This window comes from Rhizobacter sp. P2_G4, from assembly GCF_056403575.1.
In genome coordinates, this window is the sequence record NZ_JBFUFG010000001.1 from 359266 (window position 1) to 381874 (window position 22609).

28 protein-coding genes are annotated in these 22609 nt (G+C 65.9%); 11 read left to right on the plus strand and 17 right to left on the minus strand.

Annotated elements, in window-relative coordinates:
* From AC1DYS_RS01795 to AC1DYS_RS01810, 4 genes are all read left to right on the plus strand, one after another.
* Window positions 1-1050 (plus strand): NAD(P)-dependent alcohol dehydrogenase, encoded by a 1050-nt coding sequence (locus AC1DYS_RS01795; RefSeq protein WP_477895457.1) that lies wholly within the window; start codon window positions 1-3, stop codon window positions 1048-1050.
* A 160-nt stretch (window positions 1051-1210) separates the two neighbouring features.
* Window positions 1211-2143 (plus strand): NAD(P)-dependent alcohol dehydrogenase, encoded by a 933-nt coding sequence (locus AC1DYS_RS01800; protein WP_477895459.1) that lies wholly within the window; start codon window positions 1211-1213, stop codon window positions 2141-2143.
* A gap of 2 nt (window positions 2144-2145) precedes the next feature.
* Entirely contained in the window at window positions 2146-2850 is a 705-nt protein-coding gene (locus AC1DYS_RS01805; protein WP_477895461.1) for a helix-turn-helix transcriptional regulator, read from the plus strand.
* A gap of 100 nt (window positions 2851-2950) precedes the next feature.
* A complete protein-coding gene (locus tag AC1DYS_RS01810) occupies window positions 2951-3373 on the plus strand; it encodes a RidA family protein (RefSeq protein ID WP_477895463.1) in 423 nt (140 codons plus the stop codon).
* 42 nt (window positions 3374-3415) lie between these two features.
* Here AC1DYS_RS01810 and AC1DYS_RS01815 read toward each other — a convergent pair whose 3' ends face one another.
* Window positions 3416-4228 (minus strand): DeoR/GlpR family DNA-binding transcription regulator, encoded by an 813-nt coding sequence (locus AC1DYS_RS01815; protein ID WP_477895465.1) that lies wholly within the window; start codon window positions 4226-4228, stop codon window positions 3416-3418.
* A gap of 96 nt (window positions 4229-4324) precedes the next feature.
* Between AC1DYS_RS01815 and AC1DYS_RS01820 the strand changes: the two genes are divergently transcribed.
* The 3 genes from AC1DYS_RS01820 to AC1DYS_RS01830 all read left to right on the plus strand — a co-directional run bounded on the left by AC1DYS_RS01820 (window position 4325) and on the right by AC1DYS_RS01830 (window position 6984).
* Window positions 4325-5506: an MFS transporter gene (locus tag AC1DYS_RS01820; RefSeq protein WP_477895467.1), complete on the plus strand. Its 1182-nt coding sequence runs from the start codon at window positions 4325-4327 to the stop codon at window positions 5504-5506.
* 107 nt (window positions 5507-5613) lie between these two features.
* Window positions 5614-6297, plus strand: a complete 684-nt coding sequence (locus AC1DYS_RS01825) for a flavin reductase family protein (protein ID WP_477895469.1) — start codon at window positions 5614-5616, stop codon at window positions 6295-6297.
* A 165-nt stretch (window positions 6298-6462) separates the two neighbouring features.
* Complete coding sequence (locus AC1DYS_RS01830; RefSeq protein ID WP_477895471.1) at window positions 6463-6984, plus strand: YgjV family protein; 522 nt, start codon at window positions 6463-6465, stop codon at window positions 6982-6984.
* 129 nt (window positions 6985-7113) lie between these two features.
* Here AC1DYS_RS01830 and AC1DYS_RS01835 read toward each other — a convergent pair whose 3' ends face one another.
* The 8 genes from AC1DYS_RS01835 to AC1DYS_RS01870 all read right to left on the minus strand — a co-directional run bounded on the left by AC1DYS_RS01835 (window position 7114) and on the right by AC1DYS_RS01870 (window position 13705).
* Window positions 7114-7437, minus strand: a complete 324-nt coding sequence (locus tag AC1DYS_RS01835; protein ID WP_477895473.1) for a VOC family protein — start codon at window positions 7435-7437, stop codon at window positions 7114-7116.
* Window positions 7438-7483: 46 nt separating this feature from the next.
* Window positions 7484-7990 carry a hypothetical protein gene (locus AC1DYS_RS01840; protein WP_477895475.1) on the minus strand — a complete coding sequence of 169 codons (507 nt, stop codon included), beginning with the start codon at window positions 7988-7990 and terminating at the stop codon, window positions 7484-7486.
* A 74-nt stretch (window positions 7991-8064) separates the two neighbouring features.
* Window positions 8065-8397 (minus strand): hypothetical protein, encoded by a 333-nt coding sequence (locus AC1DYS_RS01845; RefSeq protein WP_477895477.1) that lies wholly within the window; start codon window positions 8395-8397, stop codon window positions 8065-8067.
* 329 nt (window positions 8398-8726) lie between these two features.
* Window positions 8727-9314: a hypothetical protein gene (locus AC1DYS_RS01850; protein ID WP_477895479.1), complete on the minus strand. Its 588-nt coding sequence runs from the start codon at window positions 9312-9314 to the stop codon at window positions 8727-8729.
* 138 nt (window positions 9315-9452) lie between these two features.
* Complete coding sequence (locus AC1DYS_RS01855) at window positions 9453-10058, minus strand: YXWGXW repeat-containing protein (RefSeq protein WP_477895481.1); 606 nt, start codon at window positions 10056-10058, stop codon at window positions 9453-9455.
* A 70-nt stretch (window positions 10059-10128) separates the two neighbouring features.
* Complete coding sequence (locus AC1DYS_RS01860; protein WP_477895483.1) at window positions 10129-11328, minus strand: DUF1501 domain-containing protein; 1200 nt, start codon at window positions 11326-11328, stop codon at window positions 10129-10131.
* A gap of 13 nt (window positions 11329-11341) precedes the next feature.
* Window positions 11342-12970, minus strand: a complete 1629-nt coding sequence (locus AC1DYS_RS01865) for a DUF1800 domain-containing protein (RefSeq protein WP_477895485.1) — start codon at window positions 12968-12970, stop codon at window positions 11342-11344.
* A 111-nt stretch (window positions 12971-13081) separates the two neighbouring features.
* On the minus strand, window positions 13082-13705 hold the full coding sequence (locus AC1DYS_RS01870; RefSeq protein ID WP_477897239.1) for a glutathione S-transferase family protein: 624 nt from the start codon (window positions 13703-13705) through the stop codon (window positions 13082-13084).
* Between the two features lie 179 nt (window positions 13706-13884).
* Here AC1DYS_RS01870 and AC1DYS_RS01875 point away from each other — a divergent pair, with 179 nt between their 5' ends.
* Window positions 13885-14562 carry a GNAT family N-acetyltransferase gene (locus AC1DYS_RS01875; RefSeq protein ID WP_477895487.1) on the plus strand — a complete coding sequence of 226 codons (678 nt, stop codon included), beginning with the start codon at window positions 13885-13887 and terminating at the stop codon, window positions 14560-14562.
* 15 nt (window positions 14563-14577) lie between these two features.
* A complete protein-coding gene (locus AC1DYS_RS01880) occupies window positions 14578-14907 on the plus strand; it encodes a DHCW motif cupin fold protein (protein WP_477895489.1) in 330 nt (109 codons plus the stop codon).
* 16 nt (window positions 14908-14923) lie between these two features.
* Here the strand turns inward: AC1DYS_RS01880 and AC1DYS_RS01885 are convergent, their stop codons facing one another.
* The 3 genes from AC1DYS_RS01885 to AC1DYS_RS01895 are packed head-to-tail and all read right to left on the minus strand — an operon-like array spanning window position 14924 to window position 16541.
* The gene (locus AC1DYS_RS01885; protein WP_477895491.1) at window positions 14924-15466 is read right to left on the minus strand and encodes a chromate transporter; all 543 of its coding nucleotides are present in this window, start codon (window positions 15464-15466) and stop codon (window positions 14924-14926) included.
* Window positions 15463-16017 (minus strand): chromate transporter, encoded by a 555-nt coding sequence (locus tag AC1DYS_RS01890; protein WP_477895493.1) that lies wholly within the window; start codon window positions 16015-16017, stop codon window positions 15463-15465. Before AC1DYS_RS01890 ends, AC1DYS_RS01885 begins: the two co-directional genes overlap by 4 nt.
* A gap of 53 nt (window positions 16018-16070) precedes the next feature.
* Window positions 16071-16541 (minus strand): hypothetical protein, encoded by a 471-nt coding sequence (locus tag AC1DYS_RS01895; RefSeq protein ID WP_477895495.1) that lies wholly within the window; start codon window positions 16539-16541, stop codon window positions 16071-16073.
* A gap of 120 nt (window positions 16542-16661) precedes the next feature.
* Between AC1DYS_RS01895 and AC1DYS_RS01900 the strand changes: the two genes are divergently transcribed.
* Together AC1DYS_RS01900 and AC1DYS_RS01905 are read left to right on the plus strand one after the other, a co-directional pair.
* The gene (locus tag AC1DYS_RS01900) at window positions 16662-17603 is read left to right on the plus strand and encodes a LysR family transcriptional regulator (RefSeq protein WP_477895497.1); all 942 of its coding nucleotides are present in this window, start codon (window positions 16662-16664) and stop codon (window positions 17601-17603) included.
* A gap of 25 nt (window positions 17604-17628) precedes the next feature.
* Window positions 17629-18198 carry a cysteine dioxygenase family protein gene (locus AC1DYS_RS01905; RefSeq protein WP_477895499.1) on the plus strand — a complete coding sequence of 190 codons (570 nt, stop codon included), beginning with the start codon at window positions 17629-17631 and terminating at the stop codon, window positions 18196-18198.
* A gap of 5 nt (window positions 18199-18203) precedes the next feature.
* On the opposite strand, the gene AC1DYS_RS01910 is transcribed toward AC1DYS_RS01905, so the two are convergent.
* From AC1DYS_RS01910 to urtD, 5 genes are all read right to left on the minus strand, one after another.
* Complete coding sequence (locus AC1DYS_RS01910) at window positions 18204-19364, minus strand: ACT domain-containing protein (protein WP_477895501.1); 1161 nt, start codon at window positions 19362-19364, stop codon at window positions 18204-18206.
* 84 nt (window positions 19365-19448) lie between these two features.
* Window positions 19449-19790 carry an FmdB family zinc ribbon protein gene (locus AC1DYS_RS01915; RefSeq protein ID WP_477895503.1) on the minus strand — a complete coding sequence of 114 codons (342 nt, stop codon included), beginning with the start codon at window positions 19788-19790 and terminating at the stop codon, window positions 19449-19451.
* 9 nt (window positions 19791-19799) lie between these two features.
* Complete coding sequence (gene fmdA / locus AC1DYS_RS01920) at window positions 19800-21026, minus strand: formamidase (RefSeq protein ID WP_477895505.1); 1227 nt, start codon at window positions 21024-21026, stop codon at window positions 19800-19802.
* Between the two features lie 29 nt (window positions 21027-21055).
* A complete protein-coding gene (gene urtE, locus AC1DYS_RS01925; RefSeq protein ID WP_477895507.1) occupies window positions 21056-21745 on the minus strand; it encodes an urea ABC transporter ATP-binding subunit UrtE in 690 nt (229 codons plus the stop codon).
* Between the two features lie 115 nt (window positions 21746-21860).
* Window positions 21861-22604: an urea ABC transporter ATP-binding protein UrtD gene (urtD, locus tag AC1DYS_RS01930; protein WP_477895509.1), complete on the minus strand. Its 744-nt coding sequence runs from the start codon at window positions 22602-22604 to the stop codon at window positions 21861-21863.
* Window positions 22605-22609: the final 5 nt, after the last annotated feature.

A 22609-nucleotide genomic window follows, 5' to 3' on the forward strand; every position in this document is an offset into this window, starting at 1 on the left:
ATGAACGTGTTCGGCTACGCGGCGCAGTCCGCTACGGATCCTCTGGTGCCATTCGTCTTCGAGCGGCGCGAGCCGCGCCCCGACGACGTCGTGATCGACATCCTCTACTGCGGCGTCTGTCACACCGACCTGCACCTCGCTCGCAATCACCGCGGCTTCACGACCTACCCAATCGTGCCTGGCCACGAGATCATCGGCCGCGTGTCGGGCGTTGGCTCAGGCGTCACGCGTTTCAAGCCCGGTGACCACGTCGGCGTCGGCTGCATGGTCGACTCCTGTCGCCGCTGCGTGGCCTGTGGAAGCGGCTACGAGCAGCACTGTGCGCAGACGCCCACCTTCACCTACGGCAGCACCGATCGCCATGACGGCACGCGCACATTCGGCGGGTACTCGGAACGCATCGTGGTGTCAGACCGGTTTGTGCTTAACGTGCCAAGCGGGCTGGACCTGGCCGGCGCCGCGCCGCTGCTGTGCGCCGGCATCACCAGCTGGTCGCCGCTGCAGCGCTGGAACATCGGCCCCGGCAGCCAGGTTGCCGTTGTGGGCCTGGGCGGGCTAGGCCACATGGCCCTCAAGCTGGCCAAGGCGCTTGGGGCCGAGGTCACGCTGTTCACGCGATCGGCAGGCAAGGAAGAAGATGTGCGCGCTCTGGGCGCCGACCACGTGGTCGTCTCGACCGACGCCACGCAGATGGCCGCAGGGGTCGGCCGGTTCGATCTGATCCTCGACACCGTACCCTACGTCCATCCGGTCGGCCCTTATGTATCGACCCTGAACTTCGACGGTGCCCTGGTGCTGGTCGGCTACCTGGGGCCGCTGGACGCAACGTTCGACACGGCACCACTGGTCTACGGCCGCCGCGCCATCGCAGGCTCCTTCATCGGAGGCGTCGAGGAAACCCAGCAGATGCTGGACTTCTGCGCCCAGCACGGCATCACCTCGGACATCGAGCTGATCCCGATCCAGCAGATCGATGCGGCCTACGACCGGATGCTGAAGAGCGACGTGAAGTACCGGTTCGTCATCGACATGGCGTCCTTGCGAGCCTGACGCCAGCCGATGTCTTGTTCACGTTGGTGCCGGAATCTGTCACCAGTGCTGAATACATTGACCCTCTCACTCACAACAAGACATTCATCATGACGACTGGGAAGCCAGCGGTATTCGCACAGGCCCTCGCGGCTGTTCCTTACCCATCGAGTGCCGCTCGATGAAGCGCGTTCAATACCATCGGTACGGCGGGCCAGAGACGATGCGGCTCGAAGACTTCACGCTGGAAGAGCCGGGCCAGGGCCAGGTCGCAGTGAAGGTCAGGTTCGCTGCCATCAATCCCATCGACTGGAAGGTGCGCAACGGCCTGATGAAGATCATCACGGGCAGGGCCTTCCCCCGCCCCATGGGCATGGACTTCTCCGGGACGGTGATCGCCGTGGGTCCAGGCAGCACGCGCTTCAAGCCGGGCGACGCGGTGTTCGGCATGGCCCGCCTGAAGCAAAGCGGCGCCTTCGGCCATGCGGTGATCACGAACGAGAGCTTCATCGCCCACAAGCCCGATGCGCTCTCCTTCGAGAACGCGGCTTGCTTGGCCACCCCAGGCGTCACCGCCTGGAACGGCCTCGTCGACAAGGCGCACCTGCGGGCCGGCCAGCATGTGTTCGTCAACGGCTGCACCGGGGCCGTGGGTGAAGCGACTGTCCAGATCGCCCGGATGCTGGGCGCCAAGGTATCGGGCAGTTGCAGTGCCGCTGCGATGCAACGCGCTCGCGCGCTGGGCCTGCAAGACGTCTACGACTATCGGACCACCGATTTCTCGAAGCTCGGTCAGCGCTACGACGTCGTCTACGACACGGCCGCCATGCTGCCCACGTCGGTGGGTCTCTCGATGCTGCGCGAGAAGGGTGTGCTTCTCGACATCGACCCCACACCGGTCAAGTTCCTGCGCGCGCTGGTGAGCCGCAAGCTCAAGCCCATCGTCTGCAGCGCGAGGCCCGAGATACTCGACCGCGTGGCGCGCGCGGCAAGCGAAGGCAGCCTGCGCTTGCCGATCGCCGAGACCGTGCCCTTGGGTGAAGCGATCCGCCTCATCGGTGAGCTCGAAGCCGGCAAGAGAATCGGTGGAAAGGGCCTGATCGCCGTGGAGTAAGCATGTCTCGAAGCCATCGACTGTTCGAACTCATGCAGGTGCTTCGCCGACGCCGCGGCACGGTGCTGGGCGAGGTGCTGGCGCGGGAGACGCAGGTGTCGCTGCGCACGATCCGCCGCGACATTGCCACCTTGCAAGGCATGGGTGCGCACATCGTTGGCGAAGCGGGTGTCGGCTACATCCTGCGGCCAGGGTTTCTGCTTCCTCCGATGTCGTTCACGGAGGAAGAGATCCAGGCACTCGTGGCAGGTGCCAAGTGGGTCAACCACCAGCCGGACCAGGCGCTGGCGCTCGCGGCGCAGAACGCGTTGGCCAAGATCGGCGGCGTGATCCCTGCCGAGATGAAGCGTGCGTTGGATGACGACGACACGTTCTACGTCGGCGGGCATGAAGACGCGTCGGGCCTTGATCTCGGGCGAGTCCGCCATGCCATGCGTGAGCAGCACAAGATGCGCATCGTCTACACCGATGAGGCAGGGACGACGGCCGCACGAACGATCTGGCCCATGATGATCGGCTTCGTCGAATCGCAGCGCTTCATCTCCGCATGGTGCGAGCTGCGCCAGGAGGTTCGGCTCTTTCGCGCCGACCGGATTCGAAGCGCTGATTTTCTGGACGAACGCTACCCCGGCAACCGCCGTCAGCTCATCAAGGAGTGGCGAAGCCACTTCTGCAAGGTGCCGGCGTGCGGCCAGGCCACCGAGTGAACGGCTTGGCATGCAACTGGCTTGCCGTGACGCGTGTCGAACTTCAAAGATGAGCGACAGCGGCTCTATGCTGACGGTCGTTGCCATCTCACCTTGCACGATGTCGCCCATCTTCCACATGATCACCGGCGCACCCGACCCGGTTGCCCCCTTCAGCCACGCAGTCGAAGCCGACGGCTGGGTGTTCGTCACCGGGCAGATGCCGTTTGTCGGCACCTCGGTGGACGCACCCTATCCCGAAGGCATCGAGGCGCAGACGCGCCAGGTGCTGAAGAACCTCCAGACGGTGCTGGCCGGTTGCGGCCTGGGCCTGGAGCACGCGCTGTCGGTGCGTGTGTACCTCACGCACTTCGATGAAGACTACGCGGCGATGAACGCCGTCTACGCCAGTCACTTCGCAGCCGGGCGTCGACCCGCTCGAACATGCATCGGCGTGACCGGTCTTGCCAAAGGCGCGCGCATCGAGATCGATCTCGTGGCAAAGCGGGGTGACGCGCCGGTTGCGGCTGGCTTCGTGACCTGAAGGCCACCGCCGACCGCGCTTGGCTGGCGCGAGCCCGGCCGCTCAAACCCGCTCGACAGCCTTCACCGCCGCGCGCAGCCACTTCGGCGCGGCATCGGTGACCACCACGTCCACCTGGTCCAGCCCGGCGACAACCTGCGGCTGCACCAGCTCGAACTTGCTGGCATCGGCCAGCAGCACGCGTTGCGCGGCGCAGTCCAGCATGGCGCGTTTCAGCAGCGCATCTCCGCCGTGTGATGAGGTGAGCCCGAGGCGTGGGTGAAGGGCGCAAGCGCCGAGGAAGGCCCAGTCCGCGCGGTGTGCACGCACCGTGCTCTCGGCCTGCGGCCCGAAGAACGCACGCGTCTCGTGCGACCACTCGCCGCCGGCCAGCACCAGAGTGACCTGGGCGTCGCCGCAGAAGAGCAGCGCCACGTCGAGCGCGGCGGTGACAATCGTCAGCGGCCGCGGGGCGCCGGCTGCGGCCAGCGCCTGCGCCAGCGCGAGTGCGGTGCTGCCGCTGTCGATGAAGAGCGTCTGGTGCGCCTGCACACGCGCCGCCGCAGCGCGGCCGATGCTGCGCTTGGCCGAGACCTTCACGTCGCTGCGCTGTGCCATCGGCATGGCGCCTACATGCAGCGCGATGGCTCCGCCGTGTGTCTTCTGCACCAGCCCGCGCGACTGCAGCTGGCGCAGGTCGCGGCGGATGCTGTCTTCGGACACCTGGTGCAGCGTGGCGAGGGCCGCCACTTCGACGCGGCCTGCCTCGCGCAGCATCTGTGCGATCGCGCTCTGCCGCTCTTCGGCAAAGCGAGGGCGCGCTGCCTCAGCCTTGGCGGGCTGATCGGTTTTTCGGGTAGGTCGATTCGCTTTCATGGGCTTTTCGGCTATGTGCACGAATCGGCACATTCTGGCACACTGCCGCAGCCTGTCGCAGCGCATCGCGCGACACCGAAATCCCGAGACTCGTTCATGACTTCGATCAGCGCTTCGGCACACCCCGTGCCGCATTCCCTTTCCGCCCTGCGCCGTGCACGCTGGGCCACCCGGCTCCAGTTCATGGCGCTCGGCACGCTCGCCGGCACCTGGGGCGCGCACGTCCCGTCCTTGAAGGCCCGCTACGCGATCAGCGAGGCCACGCTCTCGATGGTGTTGTTTTCCGCAGCAATCGGTGCCGTGCTGTCGCTCTTCGTGGCAGGCCGCATCGTCGGCCTGATCGGCGCGCGCAAGGCCGCGATGCTGGCGTCGCTGGTGATGAGCCTGATGCTGGGCCTCGTGCTCGAGTTCCCGAACGTGGTGGCGCTGCTACCCGCCATGATGCTGTTCGGCGGGTCGATGAGCCTGTTCGACGTGGCCATCAACACCGAAGGGTCGGAGCTCGAAAGCCTCAGCGGCCGCGCCATCATGAGCAACCTGCACGGCATGTTCAGCGTCGGCGGCATGACGGGCGCGGCCCTCGTCTCCTACCTCCTCGGCGCTGGCGTGCCACCGCGGCTCCAGCTCTTCGGCATCTGCGCCGGTGTCGCGCTTGTGGCCGTCGTCTCGGCGCGCGGCATGCTCGAAACCCATGCAAGCGGCAGCGATGAGAGCGAGAAGTCGCAGTTCGCCTGGCCGCGCGGCCTGCTGCTGATCATCGGCCTGCTGATCTTCGCCGGCATGACGGCCGAAGGCGTGATGTACGACTGGTGCGTGCTCTACCTGAAGCAAGACGTCGGCATGCCGCAGGCCCAGGCCGCGCTCGGCTACGCGGCCTTTTCCGCGGCGATGGCCTTGGCGCGCTTCGGCGGCGACTATCTCCGCGCGCGCTACTCCGAACAGGCGCTGCTGCGCTTCGGTGCCGGCCTGTCGGCCGTGTCGATGGCGGTCGTGCTGCTCTCGGCCAACGCGTGGATCGCGCTGATCGGCTTTGCGCTCGTCGGTGCAGGGCTGGCGCCGGTCGCGCCCATCCTCTTCAACGCAGCGACGCGTGTGCCGGGTGTGAGCCGGGCGGCTGCGATCGCGTCGGTCACGTCCATCGGCTACAGCGGCTTCATGATCGGCCCGCCGCTGATCGGCAGCATCGCCACCGCAGCCTCGCTGACCCTGGCCCTCGGCGCGGTGGTGCTGGCCTCGGCGCTGCTCGCCTACGGCGCGCGCTACGTGCCGCAGAAGTAGACAAAGCCTGCGCCGAACTCCATGGCCGTTTCCGGCCAGCAGCGGCACGCCGTGATGCCGACACTGGTTTCGAACGCCGGGCCCTCGCCCGGCACGCCGGAGCCATCATGCACATCTCGAGCACCCCATCGATCCTCTACTTCGGCACGCCCGTCGTTCTGATCGGCAGCGTCAACGAAGACGATTCATTCAACCTCGCGCCGATGTCGTCGGCCTTCTGGCTCGGCTGGCGCTGCGTGATCGGGCTCGGCTGCGGCTCGCAGACAGCGCAGAACCTCTTGCGCACCGGCGAGTGCGTGCTCAACCTGCCGTCGGTGAACGAAGTGGCGGCAGTAAACCGGCTCGCGCTGACCACCGGGCGCGAGCCGGTGCCCGAATTCAAGCGGGCGCGCGGCTACCGCCACCTGCGCGACAAGTTCGGCGAAGCGGGACTGACGCCCGACGCGTCCGAAACCGTCAAGTCGCCGCGCGTGCGCGAGTGCCCCGTGCAGATGGAAGCAGTGGTCGAAGCCACCCACGGCCTGGCGGCCGATGACGCGGTGCTGCGCGGCAAGATCGCGACCTTCGAGCTGCGCATCCAGCGCGTGCACCTCGACAAACGCATCCTGATGCAGGGCGAACACGATCGTGTGGACCCGGACCAATGGCGCCCGCTGATCATGAGCTTCCAGAAGTTCTATGGCCTCGGGGCGGAGCAGCTCCACGAGTCCACGCTCGCGCGAATTCCGGAAGCGATGTACCGCAGCCCTGACGTGGATCGTGCGCTCTCGGCGGCGTTGGCTGAAGGGTGATACGACGCCGGCCCACGACGATGGGTTGTTGACTCAGCTGGGCTTGAACGCGAGGGCTGCCGTCGCCGTCAGTTGGAAGCGTCAACTAAACCGTAGCAAGGTCCTGAGTCCCCTACGAAACGGTTAGGCCTCACCCCACCATGCGGCCCTTGCGACAATTGAAGAATGACAACGGATTGGTTCTCAACCGCCCAGTGCCTGGGATACGTGGCTTTCATCCTTGGCGTTGGTTCATTCCTGCAGACGGACGACAAGCGGTTCAAGCTGCTCATGACGGGCGAGTGCATTGCCTATGTGGCGCACTTTGCCCTCTTGGGAAACCCGACTGCAACTGCCAGCTCAGCTGTCTCTACCGTTCGCTCCTTCTTGGCGATGTGGACGAGATCTCTATGGGTGGTTGGGGCCGTTTTGTCGACCAACATCGGATTCGGTCTCGCGGTAGCAACGAAGTGGAGTGACTGGTTGCCGCTGACCGCTTCTTGCTTGGGAACCGTGGCGCTGTTCCTTATGCGCGGCATTCCAATGCGGCTCGTGATGTTGTGCGGAACCGGATTCTGGATAGCCAACAACCTGATCGTCGGCTCTATCGGTGGGACAGCTCTCGAGGTCGTAGTCGCAGCCACCAACACTGCGACCATCGTGCGAATGGCACGGGCCCGATCTGCTATTTGCTCCAGCGAGAGCTAACCGCTTGACATAAGAGGTGGATGGCAACTGGCAAAGCCAGCTGTGAGACGTCCTCTCGACGGAAGGGCTAGGCTGTGCCGTCGCGCAAGTGCACGATGTTGCCCTCAGGATCGCAAACATTGCGCACGTTCATGCCTGGTCCTGCCCAAATTGGACCCACACCTTGCCCCCGCATTGCTCTGCCACTTCCTCCGCGGAATCCAGGTTGTCCACAGTGAAGAACGGCTTGATTGCTTGCTCTTGGCGCGGCACAGGTGGCACCTCGATGACGATTGAGTTGCTGTACTCCGCCGGGATAGCGTGGATGACGAGCTGGGCGTCGAGGGACTGCAGGACCCGGTGGTCGTTGCCCGCGTGTAGCACCTGTGCACCAAGGACCTTCTCGTAGAAGTTCGAGACTGCAAGAAGATTCTTGGCATAGAAGAGGACGCCGGCTCTGGCGGGACGTGGCATTGGCTTCTCCGACATTTTGCTAGCGCGCAGGATGCTGCTGTACGGCCTACCGTTTGATATGAGAGGCGTTGCCCGGCCCGCCAGGCGACGCCCTTCCGATAGAAGGGTTGGGGCGCGTCTGTCGATAGGAACGGACCAGCGCTTGAAGCGTCTGGCGCTCTGCTTCAGGAAGGCTCTGCAAAAGAGACTGATCCGCCAGAACGCCTTGAGCAACGGCAAACTCATCGCTATTTCGAATAGCACCGCGCTTCAGCATTGCAGCGTATCGACCCCAGTAGCGAGATCGAACGTACGAGAGGGTGCGAAGGCCCTTCTCCGCCATCTCCGCGTCCAGCGCAACGATCTGTGACAGTGGCCAGGGAGACGAGATCTCCATGCAGTTGTTTACAGCCATACGAAGGCCGGAGGCTGCGCGAGCTGCAGATTCCTCCTCCTGCCGTTCGAGAACCGCCATAGGCCGATCGCAGGCCGCGGGAACACGCTGATCTAAAAAGCGCCCGGCGAAGAAGCGCAAGAACGCTTTAATTTCGATGTACTCGGATGTCGGATTCATCTGCAAGCGCCCTACCGTTTGACATGAGAGTGGCACGAGGGCGCAGCCCTTGTGACGTCCTCTCGACGGAAGCGTTAGACGACTTTGGCATAGACAAAGGAAATGACAAGATTGGTTGGTTCGTTCTTGAAGGCGGAGAGAACTTCTTTGCGCGCAATCTTCTCCAACTCGTCAAGAGGCACCGCGGGAGCTTTCTGAAAAACGACCGTGACCGAGGCCAATGTGCCGTTGTTGTAGTTGAAGCCGACCTGCGGCTTGTTGCCTACTTGTTTGCCTATGGCCTCTGCCGCTTGCTCTGACTGAGCGATCCCCTCTTTGACCGAAGCGACCATATCGCAGGCTGACACTGCGAGCGCAATAGCTACAGCTAGAACGATTCGGCCGAATAGGGGAAGACCAGGTTTCATTGCCGTTTCCAAGCAGGTGGCGAATGGGCGCACGATTCAAGACGTTTAACGTTATTTGAACGAGTAGCAGTCTACGGCACCTATCTGCCTAACGCTCTTCCTCCATGGACTTGCCGTTAGACTGACCGATGTCCTTTGGCGCTGCGCCGGGGGAAGACGCGATCGAGCATCTCTGCCGGACATCGAACCGCGCGCGGTCAGCTCGGCGAGCAGCGAGACGTCGATCGCACGCTAAGCGGCCGCTGCTGGCGAACGCATGAAAAACGGCCGGGGTCACCCGGCCGTTGGTTCATCACCCCTTCAGCGCACGGTGCGCAGAGGCGAAGGGCTCAGCCCTTGCGCACGTTCGCGTCGGTCTTCTCGCGGCGGATGCGGTGGCTCTGGTGGTTCTCGGCGTGCTGCACGCGCGCCTGCTCCTTGGCACTGACCTTGCCGTCACGGCCGGCCACGAATTCCTTGTGGTCGACCTTGGCCTGGCCTCGCTCCAGCTTGCTGACCTCGTGGTTGGTGAGCGAGCCGTTCTGGATGCCGCCTTCCACGCGCTTCTCCTGATTGATGTTGCGCTGCACGTCGGCCTGCATGCGTTGCGACGAGGCCGATTGCGGGTTGCCGTTGACGCCGTTGTGTTCGGCGGTCTTGATGTCGCGGCTCGCCTTGTTCTGGGCGGCGGTGAGGCGCGCGCGTTCGGCATCGCTCATCTTGCCGTCTTTCAACGCTTGGGCTTGCAGCTTGTCGACCTTCGTCTGGTCGCGTTCGAGCAGCGCGCCTTCGCGTGAGGTGATGCTGCCGTTCTGGAGGCCTTGCTCGATGCGTGTCTGCTGGTTCACGTCGCGCTGCACAGTGGAGGCAGCAGTCTGTGCAAAGGCGCCGACGCTGGCGGCGAGAAGTACGGTGGCGGTGATCAGGGTGCGTTTCATGAAAGCTCCTTGTGGTTGTGTGAGCGAGCCGTCGGCCCGTGCTGCAAACAACGAGGTCGTGGCGACAGGCGTTGACCTTGCGACGTGAGGCCAGGGTTAAGCACGGCGATGTGCTTCATCGGGCGTTCAGGTCCGCGCTCATTCGCGATGCCAGTGGCCTTCGACGTAGCGCCACGTCGGCCCATTCGGAACCCAGTGCGCCGGCACCCAGTAGGCGTTGGGCCGCTCGGCTTCCCAATGCCCGCCCACCCACACGTGGTCGCCGCGGTCCCAGCGCCAGTGGCCCGGAATCCAGAAGTTCGCGGGCCCGGGTGGCGGCGGAATCTCTTCGCGGCGGGGCGGTGGCGGCGGGCGCGGCGCATCGATCACGATCACATTGGGAGGAGGCGCTTCGCTGCGTTGCCAGTGGCCGGGTTGGTAGACCCAGCCGCCATCGGCCGACACCCAACGCGCCTGCACGAACACTTCATTCATGCGCGGTTCGACCCAGTGGCCGCCTTCCCACACATGGTGGTTGCCGTCCCAGCGCCAATGGCCGCCGATCCAGTACCAATGCGGCGCAGGCGGCGGCGGAATCACTTCGACACGCGGCGGCGGCGGTGCCGCGGCCACGCGCACGCTGATGCCGGGCGCCGAGACACCGATGGCCACATGGCGCGGCGGCGCGACCACGCAGGCCGACAGCACGGCGGGCAGCGCGAGCAAGAGCGCGCGGCGCGAGAACGACTCAAGAGAACGGGACATGGGTCTGCGGCCTTTCTGAGGGCAGTGAACAAACAAACGGGCGGGGAGAAAGAAGACGCGATACGGTCGTCTAGATCAGGCCGATGTCGCGCGGCGTCGCGCCGGGGAACACCTGGTCAAGCATCGCGGCCGAGAGATCGAACTGCCGCGCCAGCAGCCCGGCAATCAGCGAACGGTATTCGTTGAGCACCGGCAGGTCGCGGTTCTGGAACAGCGTGCGTGCTTCGATCGCCTGCTGCAGGCCTGCTACCGGTGGTGCGGCGAGGCTGCCGCCGAGCACCCAGTAAACGCTGCCATGGCCATGGTCGGTGCCGCGGTTGCCGTTCTCGCGCATCGTGCGGCCGAATTCGCTGACGACCACGACCACGGTGTCGTGCCATGCGGTCTCGCCGATCTCGTCGGCGAAGGCGGCGAGGCCGCGGCCGAGTTCGTCGAAGCGCGATGCGAGGTAGCCGGTGGCGGCACCTTGTCCCACGTGCGTGTCCCAGCCACCCACGTCGACGAAGCCGAGCGCGTAGCGGTCGCGCATCAGCCGCGCGATGCGTCGCGCTTCGGCCTCGAAGCCCTTGGCGTCGATGGCGTTGCGGTTGGCGGCCTCCATCTCGCCCACCATGTCCTTGGACATCTCGCGCGTGACCTCGTCACGCACGTCGAAGGCTTCGTTCACGCGCGTTTCGAGGGGGTGCGCGCGGTACATCGACGTGAGTGCCTGCCGAAGGCGCGCATCGCCCGGCTTGGGCACGCTCTTGAGCGACACGTTGGCCACGTTCACATTGCCCCGCAAGACCAGCGGCAGCTGGTCGGTGAAGGCGATGGCGTCGCGCCCTTGCAGCGTGGCGGCCAGGCGGTTCATGAAGCCCGAGCCGAAGTCGCGCCGGCCGGCGTCGGCCTGGCCGAGCTCGATGGTGTCTTGCGTCTCGAAGTGGCTGCGCGAGGTGTCGTGGGTGCCGGCAAATGGCACGAAGCAGGCCTGCTGCTTCTGCGCCAGCGGGTAGATCGACGCTTCGAGCGCGGGGTGCAAGCCCCAGTCGGCAGTGAGCGGCAGTGCGCCGCGCGTGCCATCGGCCGCACGCAGGATCGCGATGTTGGGCCGCACCTCGCGGTAGAACGAGCTGCTGGTCGGCACCAGCAGGCTTGCCGCGTCGTAGCCGCCACGCAAGAAGACGAGCAGGAGCCGCGAGCCGTTCGCGGGTGCGGCGAACAGGCGGCCCGTGGCCGTCAAGCCCATGGCGCCGGCCAGGCCGGCGTGGAGAAGTGTGCGGCGTTGCATGGCGGCGTCTCCCTCAGCTGTACATGAACTCAGGCGACGACAGGTACAGGCTGTTCCAGTCTTGCGGCGAGGCAGCGGTGTCGAGCGCATCGCGTGTGGACGCTGCGAGCTGCGGGCGCACCGCCTCGTAGTAGATCGGCTTCGACAGCTGCGGAAACGCAGGCTGCTCACGCGGCGCCATCGGGTCGTCTGTCTTGAACAGGCCGGCGCTGCCGCTGCCGAGCGCGCGTGCGATCTCGAAGCGCGTGGCCATCTGGCCCGAGCTCGACCACGAGGCTTCGTTGCTCGGGTAGCCATCGGGCGTCTGCCGGTTGTAGAGGCCCTGGCCCAGGCGGTTCAGCCAGTTCTGCATCGGCCCGGTGTTCAGCACCACACGATCGCCGTAGCAGGCACGCACGGCCGAGACGACGAAGTGCATTGGGTCCTTGAACTTGGCGGGCGCGTTGGGCGAGGCTGCCGCGCCGAACTCGGGTGCGCGCAAGAGCACGCCCAGCACTGCAGCGATCTGCCCCTGGCTGCGACCCCAGGCATCGACCATCGCGTCGACCACGCGGGCAGGCGGCTCGTCGGCGAGCAGATGCCTGGCCATCTTGCGCGAGACGAAGCGTGCGGTCGACGGGTGCACGGCCAGCGCATCCAGCACCTCGTCGAGCTCGGCGGCGCCGCTGCCGCGGATGGTGAGCGTCAGCAGGTTCTTGGTGCCGAAGTCGTGCCGGTTGGGGTTGAACTCGTAGATGCCGTCGCGCACGTACTGCGTCGCCAGCTCGCGCCGCAGCTTGGGCGTGTCGTCTGTGAGGTTGACGCCATGGCCGCTCAGCACGCGGGCGAGCTCCTGCACGTCGCGCTGCGTGTAGCCGGCATCCACACCGAGCGTGTGCAGCTCGAGCAGCTCGCGCGCGTAGTTCTCGTTTGGACGACCTGCCGCGTTCTGCTCGTTGTCAAGGTAGCGCAGCATGGCCGGGTGGTGGGCCACGGCACCGAGCAGGTCGCGAAAGCGGCCCAGTGCATGCGGACGGATGGCGCGCTCTTCGTAGTCACCGAGCATCGCGCGGACGTTGCCCTTGTACTGGTGCACGTTGAAGTGGTTGAACCAGAACCAGGTCATCTGCTCCTGCAGCTGGTTCGACGAATAGAGCGCACGCAGCAGGTGGCGAGACGCGGCTTCGCGTGCGAGCTTGTTGAGCTCTTGCTGGTAAGCCTGCTGCGCGGCCTTGCGGCCTTCTTCGGTGCCGACGGCGTCGATGCTCTTGCGAGAGGCTTCGGTCTCCCACACCAGCGTTTGCAGCGAGGTCTTCTGGATGCGCAGCACGTCGATCTGCGCTTGCACGGGGGCGGGCAACGTGTTGCCTGCGGTGGCGCGGAGCTGCTCGTCGATGTAGGCCGCTGCGCCCTTTTGCCGCACACGTTGCAGCTCGGCATCGGTCGCACCCCAGCTGATGCGGTTGGCGAGCCGGTAGGCAGTGGCCGGGTCGGAGGGCAGCGCCACGTCTTTGCCCGTCGTGGCACAGGCAGCGAGCAGCAACGAAGGCGATGTGCTGGCGACGGTCAGCCCACGCACGAAGGCGCGGCGCGATGGGTCAGGCCGTGCCGCGCCGAATGCCTCGCCGGAGGAAGGTTGGGCAGCGCGGTTCGCCGTGGTCATGGGTTCACAACGCCATGTGCCGAGGCCGGTTGACCCGTGCCGGGCCGTTGGGCCGAGCTTTACAAAGTTGACAGGTAACTGCGGCCCGCCGTTCACCTTCGGTTCAACGAATCAGGCCGTGCCGTTCTTTCCGTGCAGCAGAAAGGCCGGGCGCTGGCTCAGGCGTTCGAACCATGCCGCCAGCGCGGGCAAGGCGGGCCGCTCGATCGGCGTCATGAACCACCGGTTGGCCGACAGGCCGAGCACGATGTCGGCGAGCGTGAAGGTCTCACCCGCGGCGTAGGCCTTTGTCTTGGCGAGCTGCCCGTCGAGGATCGCCATGTGCCGGTTCCATTCGGCGACGCTTGCTGCGAGCAGAGCCGCATCCGCATGCGCCGCACTCTGGCGCACCAGCGACATGAAGGCGTAGCGCCATGCGTTGTTGAGTTCCGTCGCTTGCCAGTCCATCCACTGCTCGACACGCGCACGTTCGGCAGGCTTGGCCGGCAGCAGGTCGACGCGCCCTTCTCGTCCCGCCAGATAGCGGCAGATGGTGTTCGACTCCCACAGCGCGAAGGCGCCGTCCTGCAGCACCGGCACCATCGCATTCGGGTTGAGCGCCAGGAACTCGGCCGTCTGCGTCGAGCGGAAGCCCGCACCCCACTCCTCGTGGTCGACGGCGAGCTGCATCTCGGCGCACAGCCACAGCACCTTGCGCACGTTGATCGACGACGACTTGCCCAGCAGCTTCAGCATGAAGGTGTACCTCTCGGGCGCAGGGTAGCGCTGCGCATCGGTGCCGTCTCGCCACAGATCACGCCTGTTTGCGCAGCGGTCTGTCATGGCCTGTCGAGCCCCGGGCGTGATCCACTGTGCCGGTGCGTGCTCTTTGAAGCCCTTATCCTGACGGCCCGATTGCAGGGCGCCCACATTCCATGAAGCACCTTCTCGACAACATCGTCTGGCACAGCCTCACCGGGCCGCACGCGAAGCACGCGGTCGGCAACGAGGAGGCGCGCCGTTATGCGCCGGGTTTCTCGGCAATCGTCGGCTTCCCCGAGATGGAGCGGCCGCGCTTCGACGCGCTCGCACCGTTTTGCGAGCCCGGCGAGCACTTCTACTGCGTGGGCTGGTCGGGGCCGGTGCCTTCGGGCTGGCAGATCGATGCAGAGACCACCATCGTGAAGATGGTGTGGGAGGCCGACATGCCCGAGAAGGACGAAGCGCCCGACGCTGTGCCCTTCACGCCAGCGCATGCGACACAGGCGCTGGAGCTGACCACGCTCACACGCCCGGGGCCGTTCGGGCTGCGCACCATCGAGCTGGGCGAGTACTTCGGCTACTTCGAAGAGGGCCGGCTGATCGCAATGGCCGGCGAGCGCATGGCCGTCGAATCGCTGAGGGAAGTCAGCGGCGTGTGCACACACCCGGATCATCAGGGCCGCGGCCTCGCGCGCCGGCTGATGCTCAAACTCATTCGCCGCCAGATGCAGCGCGGCGAGACGCCGTTTCTGCACGTCATGCACGACAACCACGGCGCGCGCCGGCTCTATCAGCAGATGGGGTTTCGCGACTACTGGCAAACGGTGGTTCGTGTCGTCTCTCTGCGCTGACCTGAAAGTTTTTTGATGAAGATGTCGAACATCCCCTTCTGCACCACCGACTGGTTGACCGTTGAGCGCACCGAACACAAGGGCCAGACCGGCACCGCGTGGTGGCGCACACGGCAGTTCGGCGACATCCGCGTTCGCATGGTCGAGTACTCGGCAGGCTACCTCGCCGACCACTGGTGCGTGAAAGGCCATGTGCTCTTTTGCATGGACGGCGAGCTTCACACCGCGCTCGCCGATGGCAGAACCTTCACCCTCACCCCCGGCATGAGCTACCAGGTGGCCGACAACGCGGAACCGCACCAGTCGTCCACCGCGCTCGGCGCGACGCTGTTCATCGTCGACTGAGTTCTCGCGGCAGACCTCAGAGCTGCAGCGCGACGCCGACCGCAGCGCCGATGGCAATCAGCCACACCGGGTTCAGCTTCGTCATCATCATCACGCCGACGCTGGCCACGGTCAGCAGCACCTGCGTGTGCCCGGTGTCCGCAGTGCGGGCGAGCACCCAGCCGCCGCCTGCCAGCAGCCCGGTCGAGATGGGTGCAAGCCCGCTCTTCACGGCACGGCTCAAGCGGCCCGCCGGCCGCTGCGGTGTGAAGCGCACCAGCAACATGGTCAGCACGAACGTCGGCATCACCACCGCGATGGTGGCGCCGATCGCGCCGGTGAGTCCGGCGACCTGCAAACCCACCAGGGTGACGTAGAGCACGTTGGGCCCGGGCGCGGCCTGCGCGATCGCAAAGGCGGCGACGAACTGGTCGGCCGTGAGCCAGTGGTGCGTGTCGACGGCGTAGCGGTGAACGTCCGGCGCCAGCATCAGCACGCCGCCGCCCACCGCCGTCAGCGAGATGAGGGCAAAGTACAAGAGCATCGGGACCAGCACGCTGCCGTCGGCGTCGGTGTTCATGGCTGCTCCGGTGAAGCTGGCGCCGATTGGGCCCAGGCCAGCGCGATGGAGAGCGGCGCGAGCACGGCCGCCACCGCGATCAGAGGCCAGCCCATGACGCCTACGCCAAAGAAGGCCGCCACGCCGATGAACGCCGTCGACGCCATCTGCTTCCAGCGCTCGTTGACGCGCGACAGCCCGAGCGCCATCTTCAGCGCCGTCGCGATCACCAGCCCGGCGGCGATTGCCGACATGCCGACGAGCACGTGCTGCACGACAGGGTGCGTGGCGAACCGCGCATACGCGATGCCCAGGGCCAGCACGAGCAGCATCGGGCCGAGCAGCACGCCGGCAAACGCAGCCACGGCCCCCTGCCAGCGTGCAAAGCGCCAGCCGATCATCGCGGCCATGTTGCAGATGGTGGGGCCGGGCAGCATCTGGCTGAAGGCGAGGTACTGGGAGAACTCGTGCTCCGTCAGCCAGCGCCGTTTCACGACCAGTGCGTGATAGGCGAAGGGCATCACGCCGCCGAAGCCGGTCAAGGCCATCCGGCTGAATGCGATGAAGAGCATGGGCCACCGGATCGAAAGTGCCAGGCTTGGGGTGAGGGCGTCAGGGTCAGGGGTCATGGCGCAGCGGCCTGGGTGTGGGGTGATGTTGAAGACGAGAGCGCTTGCCAGGCGGCGCGTTGCCACGCACGTTCGGGTTCGTAGGCCTGCGGGTCGGTGACGGCGTAGCCACCGTAGGCGTAGACCGCCGCATAGGCCGCGTAGTCAGCGACGGCCACGGCTTTGCCGGCGAGCGCATTGGCTACTGCGTACGTGGCAGAGACGGCAGCGTGCGAACAGCCGTCGATGGACGCGGAGCCTCGGTGGCTCTGCGCCACATGCGCCATCTGGTGCGCGGCGGCATCGAGTTCGGTGCGGCCGGTGCGGCCTTCGACGAAGCCCCGCAGCACCGCGAGGCATTCGATGGCGCGGGCATCTTCCAGCAAGTGTTCGATGCGCATCGCGCAGGCCAGGCCGAAGGCCAGCCGCTGTGATTCGGAGCTGCGCTCGGTCAAGCCGGCCAGCCAAGGTTCACTCTGATTCTTCATGTCAATTCGAAGGAGTGATTGTCATGGTGGAGGTGCATTGAGCCGCAGCGAATGGCATGTTGCGCCGCGCAGGCTCGTGTGTAAACTGAATTGATTGCAGCGATTGATGCATAAAACTTCATGAAGATCGACGTGCTGGGTGTGCAGGCTTTCGTGGCGCTGGCGGAGCAGGGCAGCTTTCGCAAGGCGGCCGCGTCGCTGTTCATCACGCAGACGGCACTCACCCGCCGGCTGCAGAACCTCGAGACCTTTCTCGGCGTGAAGCTGGTCGAGCGCACGACGCGCTCGCTGGCGCTCACCGGCCTGGGCGCCAACTTCTTGCCACAGGCGCGGCGCCTTCTGGCAGAGCTGCAGTCGTCGCTGCAAGAGATCCGCGAGACCGGCCGTGCGATGCGCGGCAACGTGACGCTGGCCTGCGTGCCCACGGTCGGCGTGCAATACCTGCCGCGTGTGATCCAGGCCTATGCGGCGCGCCACCCCGACAACCGCATTCGTGTGCTCGACCATTCGACCGACGGCGTCGAGCAGGCCGTGTTGCGGCGCGAGGCCGAGTTCGGCATCGGCATCACCGGCCAGCACCACCCGGAGCTCACCAGCCGTGTGCTGCTGCACGACCGCTTCGTGCTGGTGTGCCGCGATGACCACCCCTTGGCCACGCGTCAGCGCCTGCGCTGGAGCGACCTGCGCGAGCACACGCTGATCCTGCCCGGCCCGGGCAGCAGCAACCGGCCTCTGCTCGACGAGAGCCTGGCCGACTTCGGCTCGCTGCTGAAATCGCACTACGAGGTACAGCGCAGTTCGACGGCCGTCGGCCTGGTGGCCGCAGGCGTGGGCGCGGCGGTGGTGCCCAGCCTCGCGCTGCAGGCCGGCACCTACCCGAGCCTGCGCGTGCTGTCGCTGCACGAACCAGTGGTCACGCGGGGCTTCGTGCTGCTGTTGCGCAAGAGCGGAAGCCTGTCGCCTGCGGCCCAGGCCCTGGTCGATCTGATCGTGGTCGATTCGGCCCGCAAGGTCGGCACGACGCCAGCGAAGCGCGCCGCGGTCAAACCGCCTCGCCGCTGAAGATCAAGCGCAGCACAATGTCGGCATGACCTCCTCCGCTCTCGACGTGTTCATCGCGCAGGCCGCCGCGCGCAGCCGCCTGCAACCGGACCCAGCTGACTGTGTGCTCGCCCTGGCACCACTGATGCTGGACCTGATCGATCAGGCCGGCACGTTCCTCGAACCCCAGCACTATCGCGACAGCCCTACCGGCTACACCCGCAACCTCATCTTCGACGCGCCGGACGAAAGCCTGTCTCTGTACTCGATCGTCTGGCTGCCCGGCCAGTGGACGCCGGTGCACGACCATGGCAGCTGGGGCGTGGTCGGCGTGGTGGAAGGTGTGCTCGAGGAGCGCAGCTACGTGAGGACCTCGCCCGACCGAGGTGTCGACACCGAGATCGACCTGGCACGTGGCGGCACGGTTCTCTTGCGACACGGCGCCGTGACGAGCTTCGTTCCGAACCCGGATCACATTCACGTGACCGGGGTTTCGGCAGAGCGCTCACGTGCCGTCAGCCTGCATCTCTATGGCAAGACGATGAGCAACTTCAACATCTACGATCTGAACGCACGCACGCGTCGGCGCATTCAGGTGGCGCACAACGAGAGTTGAAGCCGTCAGCCCGGTGAGACCCGGGGTGCTTTCTCTTCCAGCCCGATGTCGACCTGCATCTCGTTGGCGAGCGTGCCCAGCTCGCGCCGCAGGTCGTCGATCGAGATGGTGGCCGGCACCAGCAGGTGCGCACCGACCTTGAAGGTCTGGTGGCCGCTCGCGGCGCGCGTGATCTCGGTGTGGATGTTCTCGATGCTCACGCCGCGCTCGGCGAGGATGCGCGTCAGGTTGCTGACGATGCCCACGCGGTCGTTGCCGATGAGTTCCAGCTCCACGCCGCGCAGCGTGGCCGGCCGGTTGGCTTCGTCGCTCTTGGCGATCACGACCTTCAGGCCGGTGGACTCCAACCCGCGCAGCGCGGTCACCAATGCATCGGCGTTCTCGCGTGGCACCTCGAAGTGCACCATGCCGGCAAATTCGCCGGCCGCACGGGCCAGCCGGCTGGCGGCCCAGTTGGCACCGAAGCGCTGGGCCTTGTCCGACAGCTGGCTCACGATGCCGGGGCGGTCGGGCCCCATCACGGTGACCACGAGCGAGGTGGTCTTGTGTGCGTCGTCTTCGGTCAGCACCACGGCGCGGCGGATCATCGGCGCCTTGGTGGCGTAGCGCAGGTCTTGCGTGCGGGCAGGCACTTCGTCGTGGTCGCGGGCGTGCCGCACCACCTGCGCAATCAGCGCGAGGCCCATCGGCGCCAGCGCGCGCTCCCACAGCTCGCGCGCCGTCTCGCCCTTGCCGACGAAGCACCAGTCCTGCGCGGCGATGGCGCCGGCATCCCAGCCGTCGGCCAAGTGGTAGATGGAACCGCCGGCGATCGGGTCGCCTTCGAGAATGGTCCACTCGACGGCGGCAATGCCGCGGTGGCGCGGCAGCAGCGACGGGTGGTAGCCGATGCCGCCGTGGCGTGCGCGGGCCAGCGCTTCGTCGCTCACACGCGCATGGGTGTGCGCCGCGACGATGAGGTCGAGGCCCTCGGGCACGGCGTCGCCCGGCACGATCTTCGGGTTGGCCATCACATGGACCGGCACGCCGGCCTTCTGCGCCGCGAGCGCCAGCCGGTCGTCGGCCGCGGGGGCCACGACGCCCGCGATCTCCACGCCTTCTTCCTTGCGCAAAGCCTCGAACACCGAGGCGCCGAAATAGCGGGATCCCACCAGAGCACATTTCATCGAGAGACTCCATCCACACCTGCTGGTGGCGTGGCCGGAGCATTGTGCCGTGGCGGGTGCGCCTGCTGTCTCGTCTCTACTGCTTCAGTGGCTGATCATCCAGGGCCGCCTGCTGGGGAAGGCCTTGTTGCCGTTCGCTGCGGTGACCGTCGCACCTCGCTTGCCGGTGGAGCAGCAGCCGCAGCCCGACGGGTGCTTCAGCCGCGTGTAATCGCCTGAATGCTTGGGCTCATGCCGCGCGCGCTCGTTGACGTCCATCGCGCGGCGCGTGCTGCCCTCCATCAAGGCGAGCCGCGGCGCGCTGGCGAACACGCGCGGCGAGGCCCCGCCGCAGTCGGGGCACACGGCCGCCTCATTGCGTGCGGCAAGCGTGCGGAATGCGTCGAAGCCGCCGCATTGCGCGCAGGCGTAGTCGTAGGTCGGCATGGTGGGCGCTTAAACGAGGTCGGGCGACAGCGGCATGCTGACCGAGCCGTCGATGAACTTGGTCGGCCCGTTGGCATTCGGGTTGATGTCGAAGTCGAATATCTGCGTCGGCAGCCACAGCGTGGCGCAGGCGTTCGGCACGTCGACCACGCCGCTGATGTGGCCCTGCACCGGTGCCGTGCCCAGGATGGAATACGCCTGCGCACCCGAGTAGCCGAACTTCTTCAGGTACTCGATGGCGTTGAGGCAGGCCTGACGGTAGGCGACGTTCACGTCGAGGTAGTACTGCTTGCCGGCTTCGTCGACCGAGATGCCCTCGAAGATGATGTAGTCGTTGTAGTGCGGCGTGATCGGGCTCGGCTTGAAGATCGGGTTCTTGATGCCGTACTTGGCCATGCCGCCCTTGATCAGCGTGACCTTCATGTGCACCCAGCCGGCCATCTCGATCGCACCGCAGAAGGTGATCTCGCCGTCGCCCTGGCTGAAGTGCAGGTCGCCGACCGAGAGGCCCGCGCCGTCCACGTAGACGGGGAAGAAGACTTTGGAGCCGCGCGACAGGTCCTTGATGTCGCAGTTGCCGCCGTGTTCGCGCGGCGGCACGGTACGTGCCCCTTCGGCGGCTGCCTTGGCCTTCGCGTCGCCGCTCATCTTGCCCATGTGCGCGGTGCCGGGCGATGGCGGGTTGGCGAGGCCGCCGGTGGGGTTGCTGTCGATCAGCTGCTGCTCGCGCTCGTTCCACAGCGCGAGCATGTTCTTGTCGGGCAGGCAGCCGATCAGGCCGGGGTGGATCAGGCCGGCGAACTTCACGCCCGGCACGTGGCGCGAGCTGGTGTACAGGCCGTGGAAGTCCCAGATCGATTTCTGCGCCTGCGGGAAGTGCTCGGTCAGGAAGCCGCCACCGTTCTTCTTGCTGAAGAAGCCGTTGAAGCCCCACAGGCTGTCGTCTTTCGCGCCGATGTCGAGCAGGTCGACGACCAGCAGGTCGCCCGGCTCGGCACCCTTCACGCCCACCGGGCCGCTGAGGTAGTGCACGGTGGTGAGGTCGATGTCGCGCACGTCGTCGGCGCTGTCGTTGTTCTTGATGAAACCGCCGGTCCAGTCGAAGGTCTCGAGGATGAAGTCGTCACCCGGGTTGACCCAGCACGCCATCGGGATGTCGGGGTGCCAGCGGTTGTGGATGTTCTCGTTCTCGACGGGCGACTTGGTGAGGTCGACCTTGATCAGCGTGTCGGTCATGCTTGGCTCCTGTGGTGCGAATGTTGGGGTCAGACGGAAAGGAATTGCTTGATGCGGGCTGAGTCGGTTGCGGCTCTTGAGCTTTCATGAACAAGGCGCCCGCCTTCGATCACGAACAGGCGGTCGGCGACGTCCATCGCGAAACTCAGCACCTGCTCCGAGACGATGATCGTGATCTCGCGCATCTTGCGGATCTCGTTCAGCGCCTTCGCGATGTCCTTGATGATGGAAGGCTGGATGCCTTCGGTTGGCTCGTCAAGCAGCAGCACCTTGGGGTTGGTGACCAGCGCTCTTGCGATGGCGAGTTGCTGCTGCTGGCCGMCGGAAAGGTTGCCGCCCTTGCGGCCGCGCATGTCGAACAGCACCGGGAACAGCGCGTAGATCTCGTCGGGCACGCGCTTGCTTTTAGTGTTCTCCATGCCGGTCTCGATGTTCTCGAGCACCGTGAGCGTCGGGAAGATCATGCGGCCCTGCGGCACGTAGGCCAGGCCCTTCTGCACACGGCGGTAGCTCTCTTCCTTCGAGACGTCGGCGCCGTCGATGGTGATGCTGCCGCTCTTGATCGGCAGCACGCCCATCAGGCTCTTGAACAGCGTGGTCTTGCCCATGCCGTTGCGGCCCATGATGGCGATGGTCTCGTTCTTCTTCGCAGAGAAGTCGATGCCGTGCAGGGCCTCGCTTTGGCCGTAGGCGGTGTGGAGGTTGGTGACGGTGAGCATGTTGATCCTCAACGGCCGCAAGGCCGGTCTGAACAAGACTGAGCCGGCGCCGGGCCGCCCCAAGCCGGCGAGCGCCCCCTCGGGGGGCAGGAACGAAGTGACGTGGGGGTTGTCATCAATGCCCCAGGTAGACGTCGATCACCTTCGGGTCGTTCTGCACCTGCTCCATCGAGCCTTCGGCCAGGATCTTTCCCTGGTGCATCACGGTCACCTTGTGCGCGATCTTCTTGACGAAATCCATGTCGTGCTCGATCACGATCACCGAGCGGCCCTTGCAGATGCGCTGCAGCAGCTCGGCGGTGAGCTCGCGCTCGCGCACGCTCATGCCGGCGATGGGTTCGTCGAGCATGAGCAGCTCCGGGTCCTGCATCAGCAACATGCCGATCTCGAGCCACTGCTTCTGGCCGTGCGAGAGCAGGCCGGCTTCGAACTCGAGGTGCTGTTCCAGGCCGATCTCGGTGGCGACGGCCTGCACGCGGTCTTTCACTGCCGCGTCGCACTTGAAGGCCAGCGCGCCGAACACGCCGCGGCCGCGCGGGAACGAGACCTCGAGGTTCTGGAACACGCTGAGGTTCTCGTAGATCGACGGCGTCTGGAACTTGCGTCCAATGCCCTTGCGCACGATCTCGTACTCGGGCAGCTTGGTCATCTCGTGGTTCTTGAACTTGATGCTGCCGTGGCTCGAACGCGTCTTGCCGCAGATCAGGTCGAGCAGCGTGGTCTTGCCGGCGCCGTTGGGGCCGATGATCACGCGCAGCTCGTTCTTGTCGACGTAGAGGGTGAGCTTGTCGATGGCCTTGAAGCCGTCGAACGAGACGGTGAGGTCTTCCACCGCGAGAACGAAGTCAGTGTTGCTCATGGTGC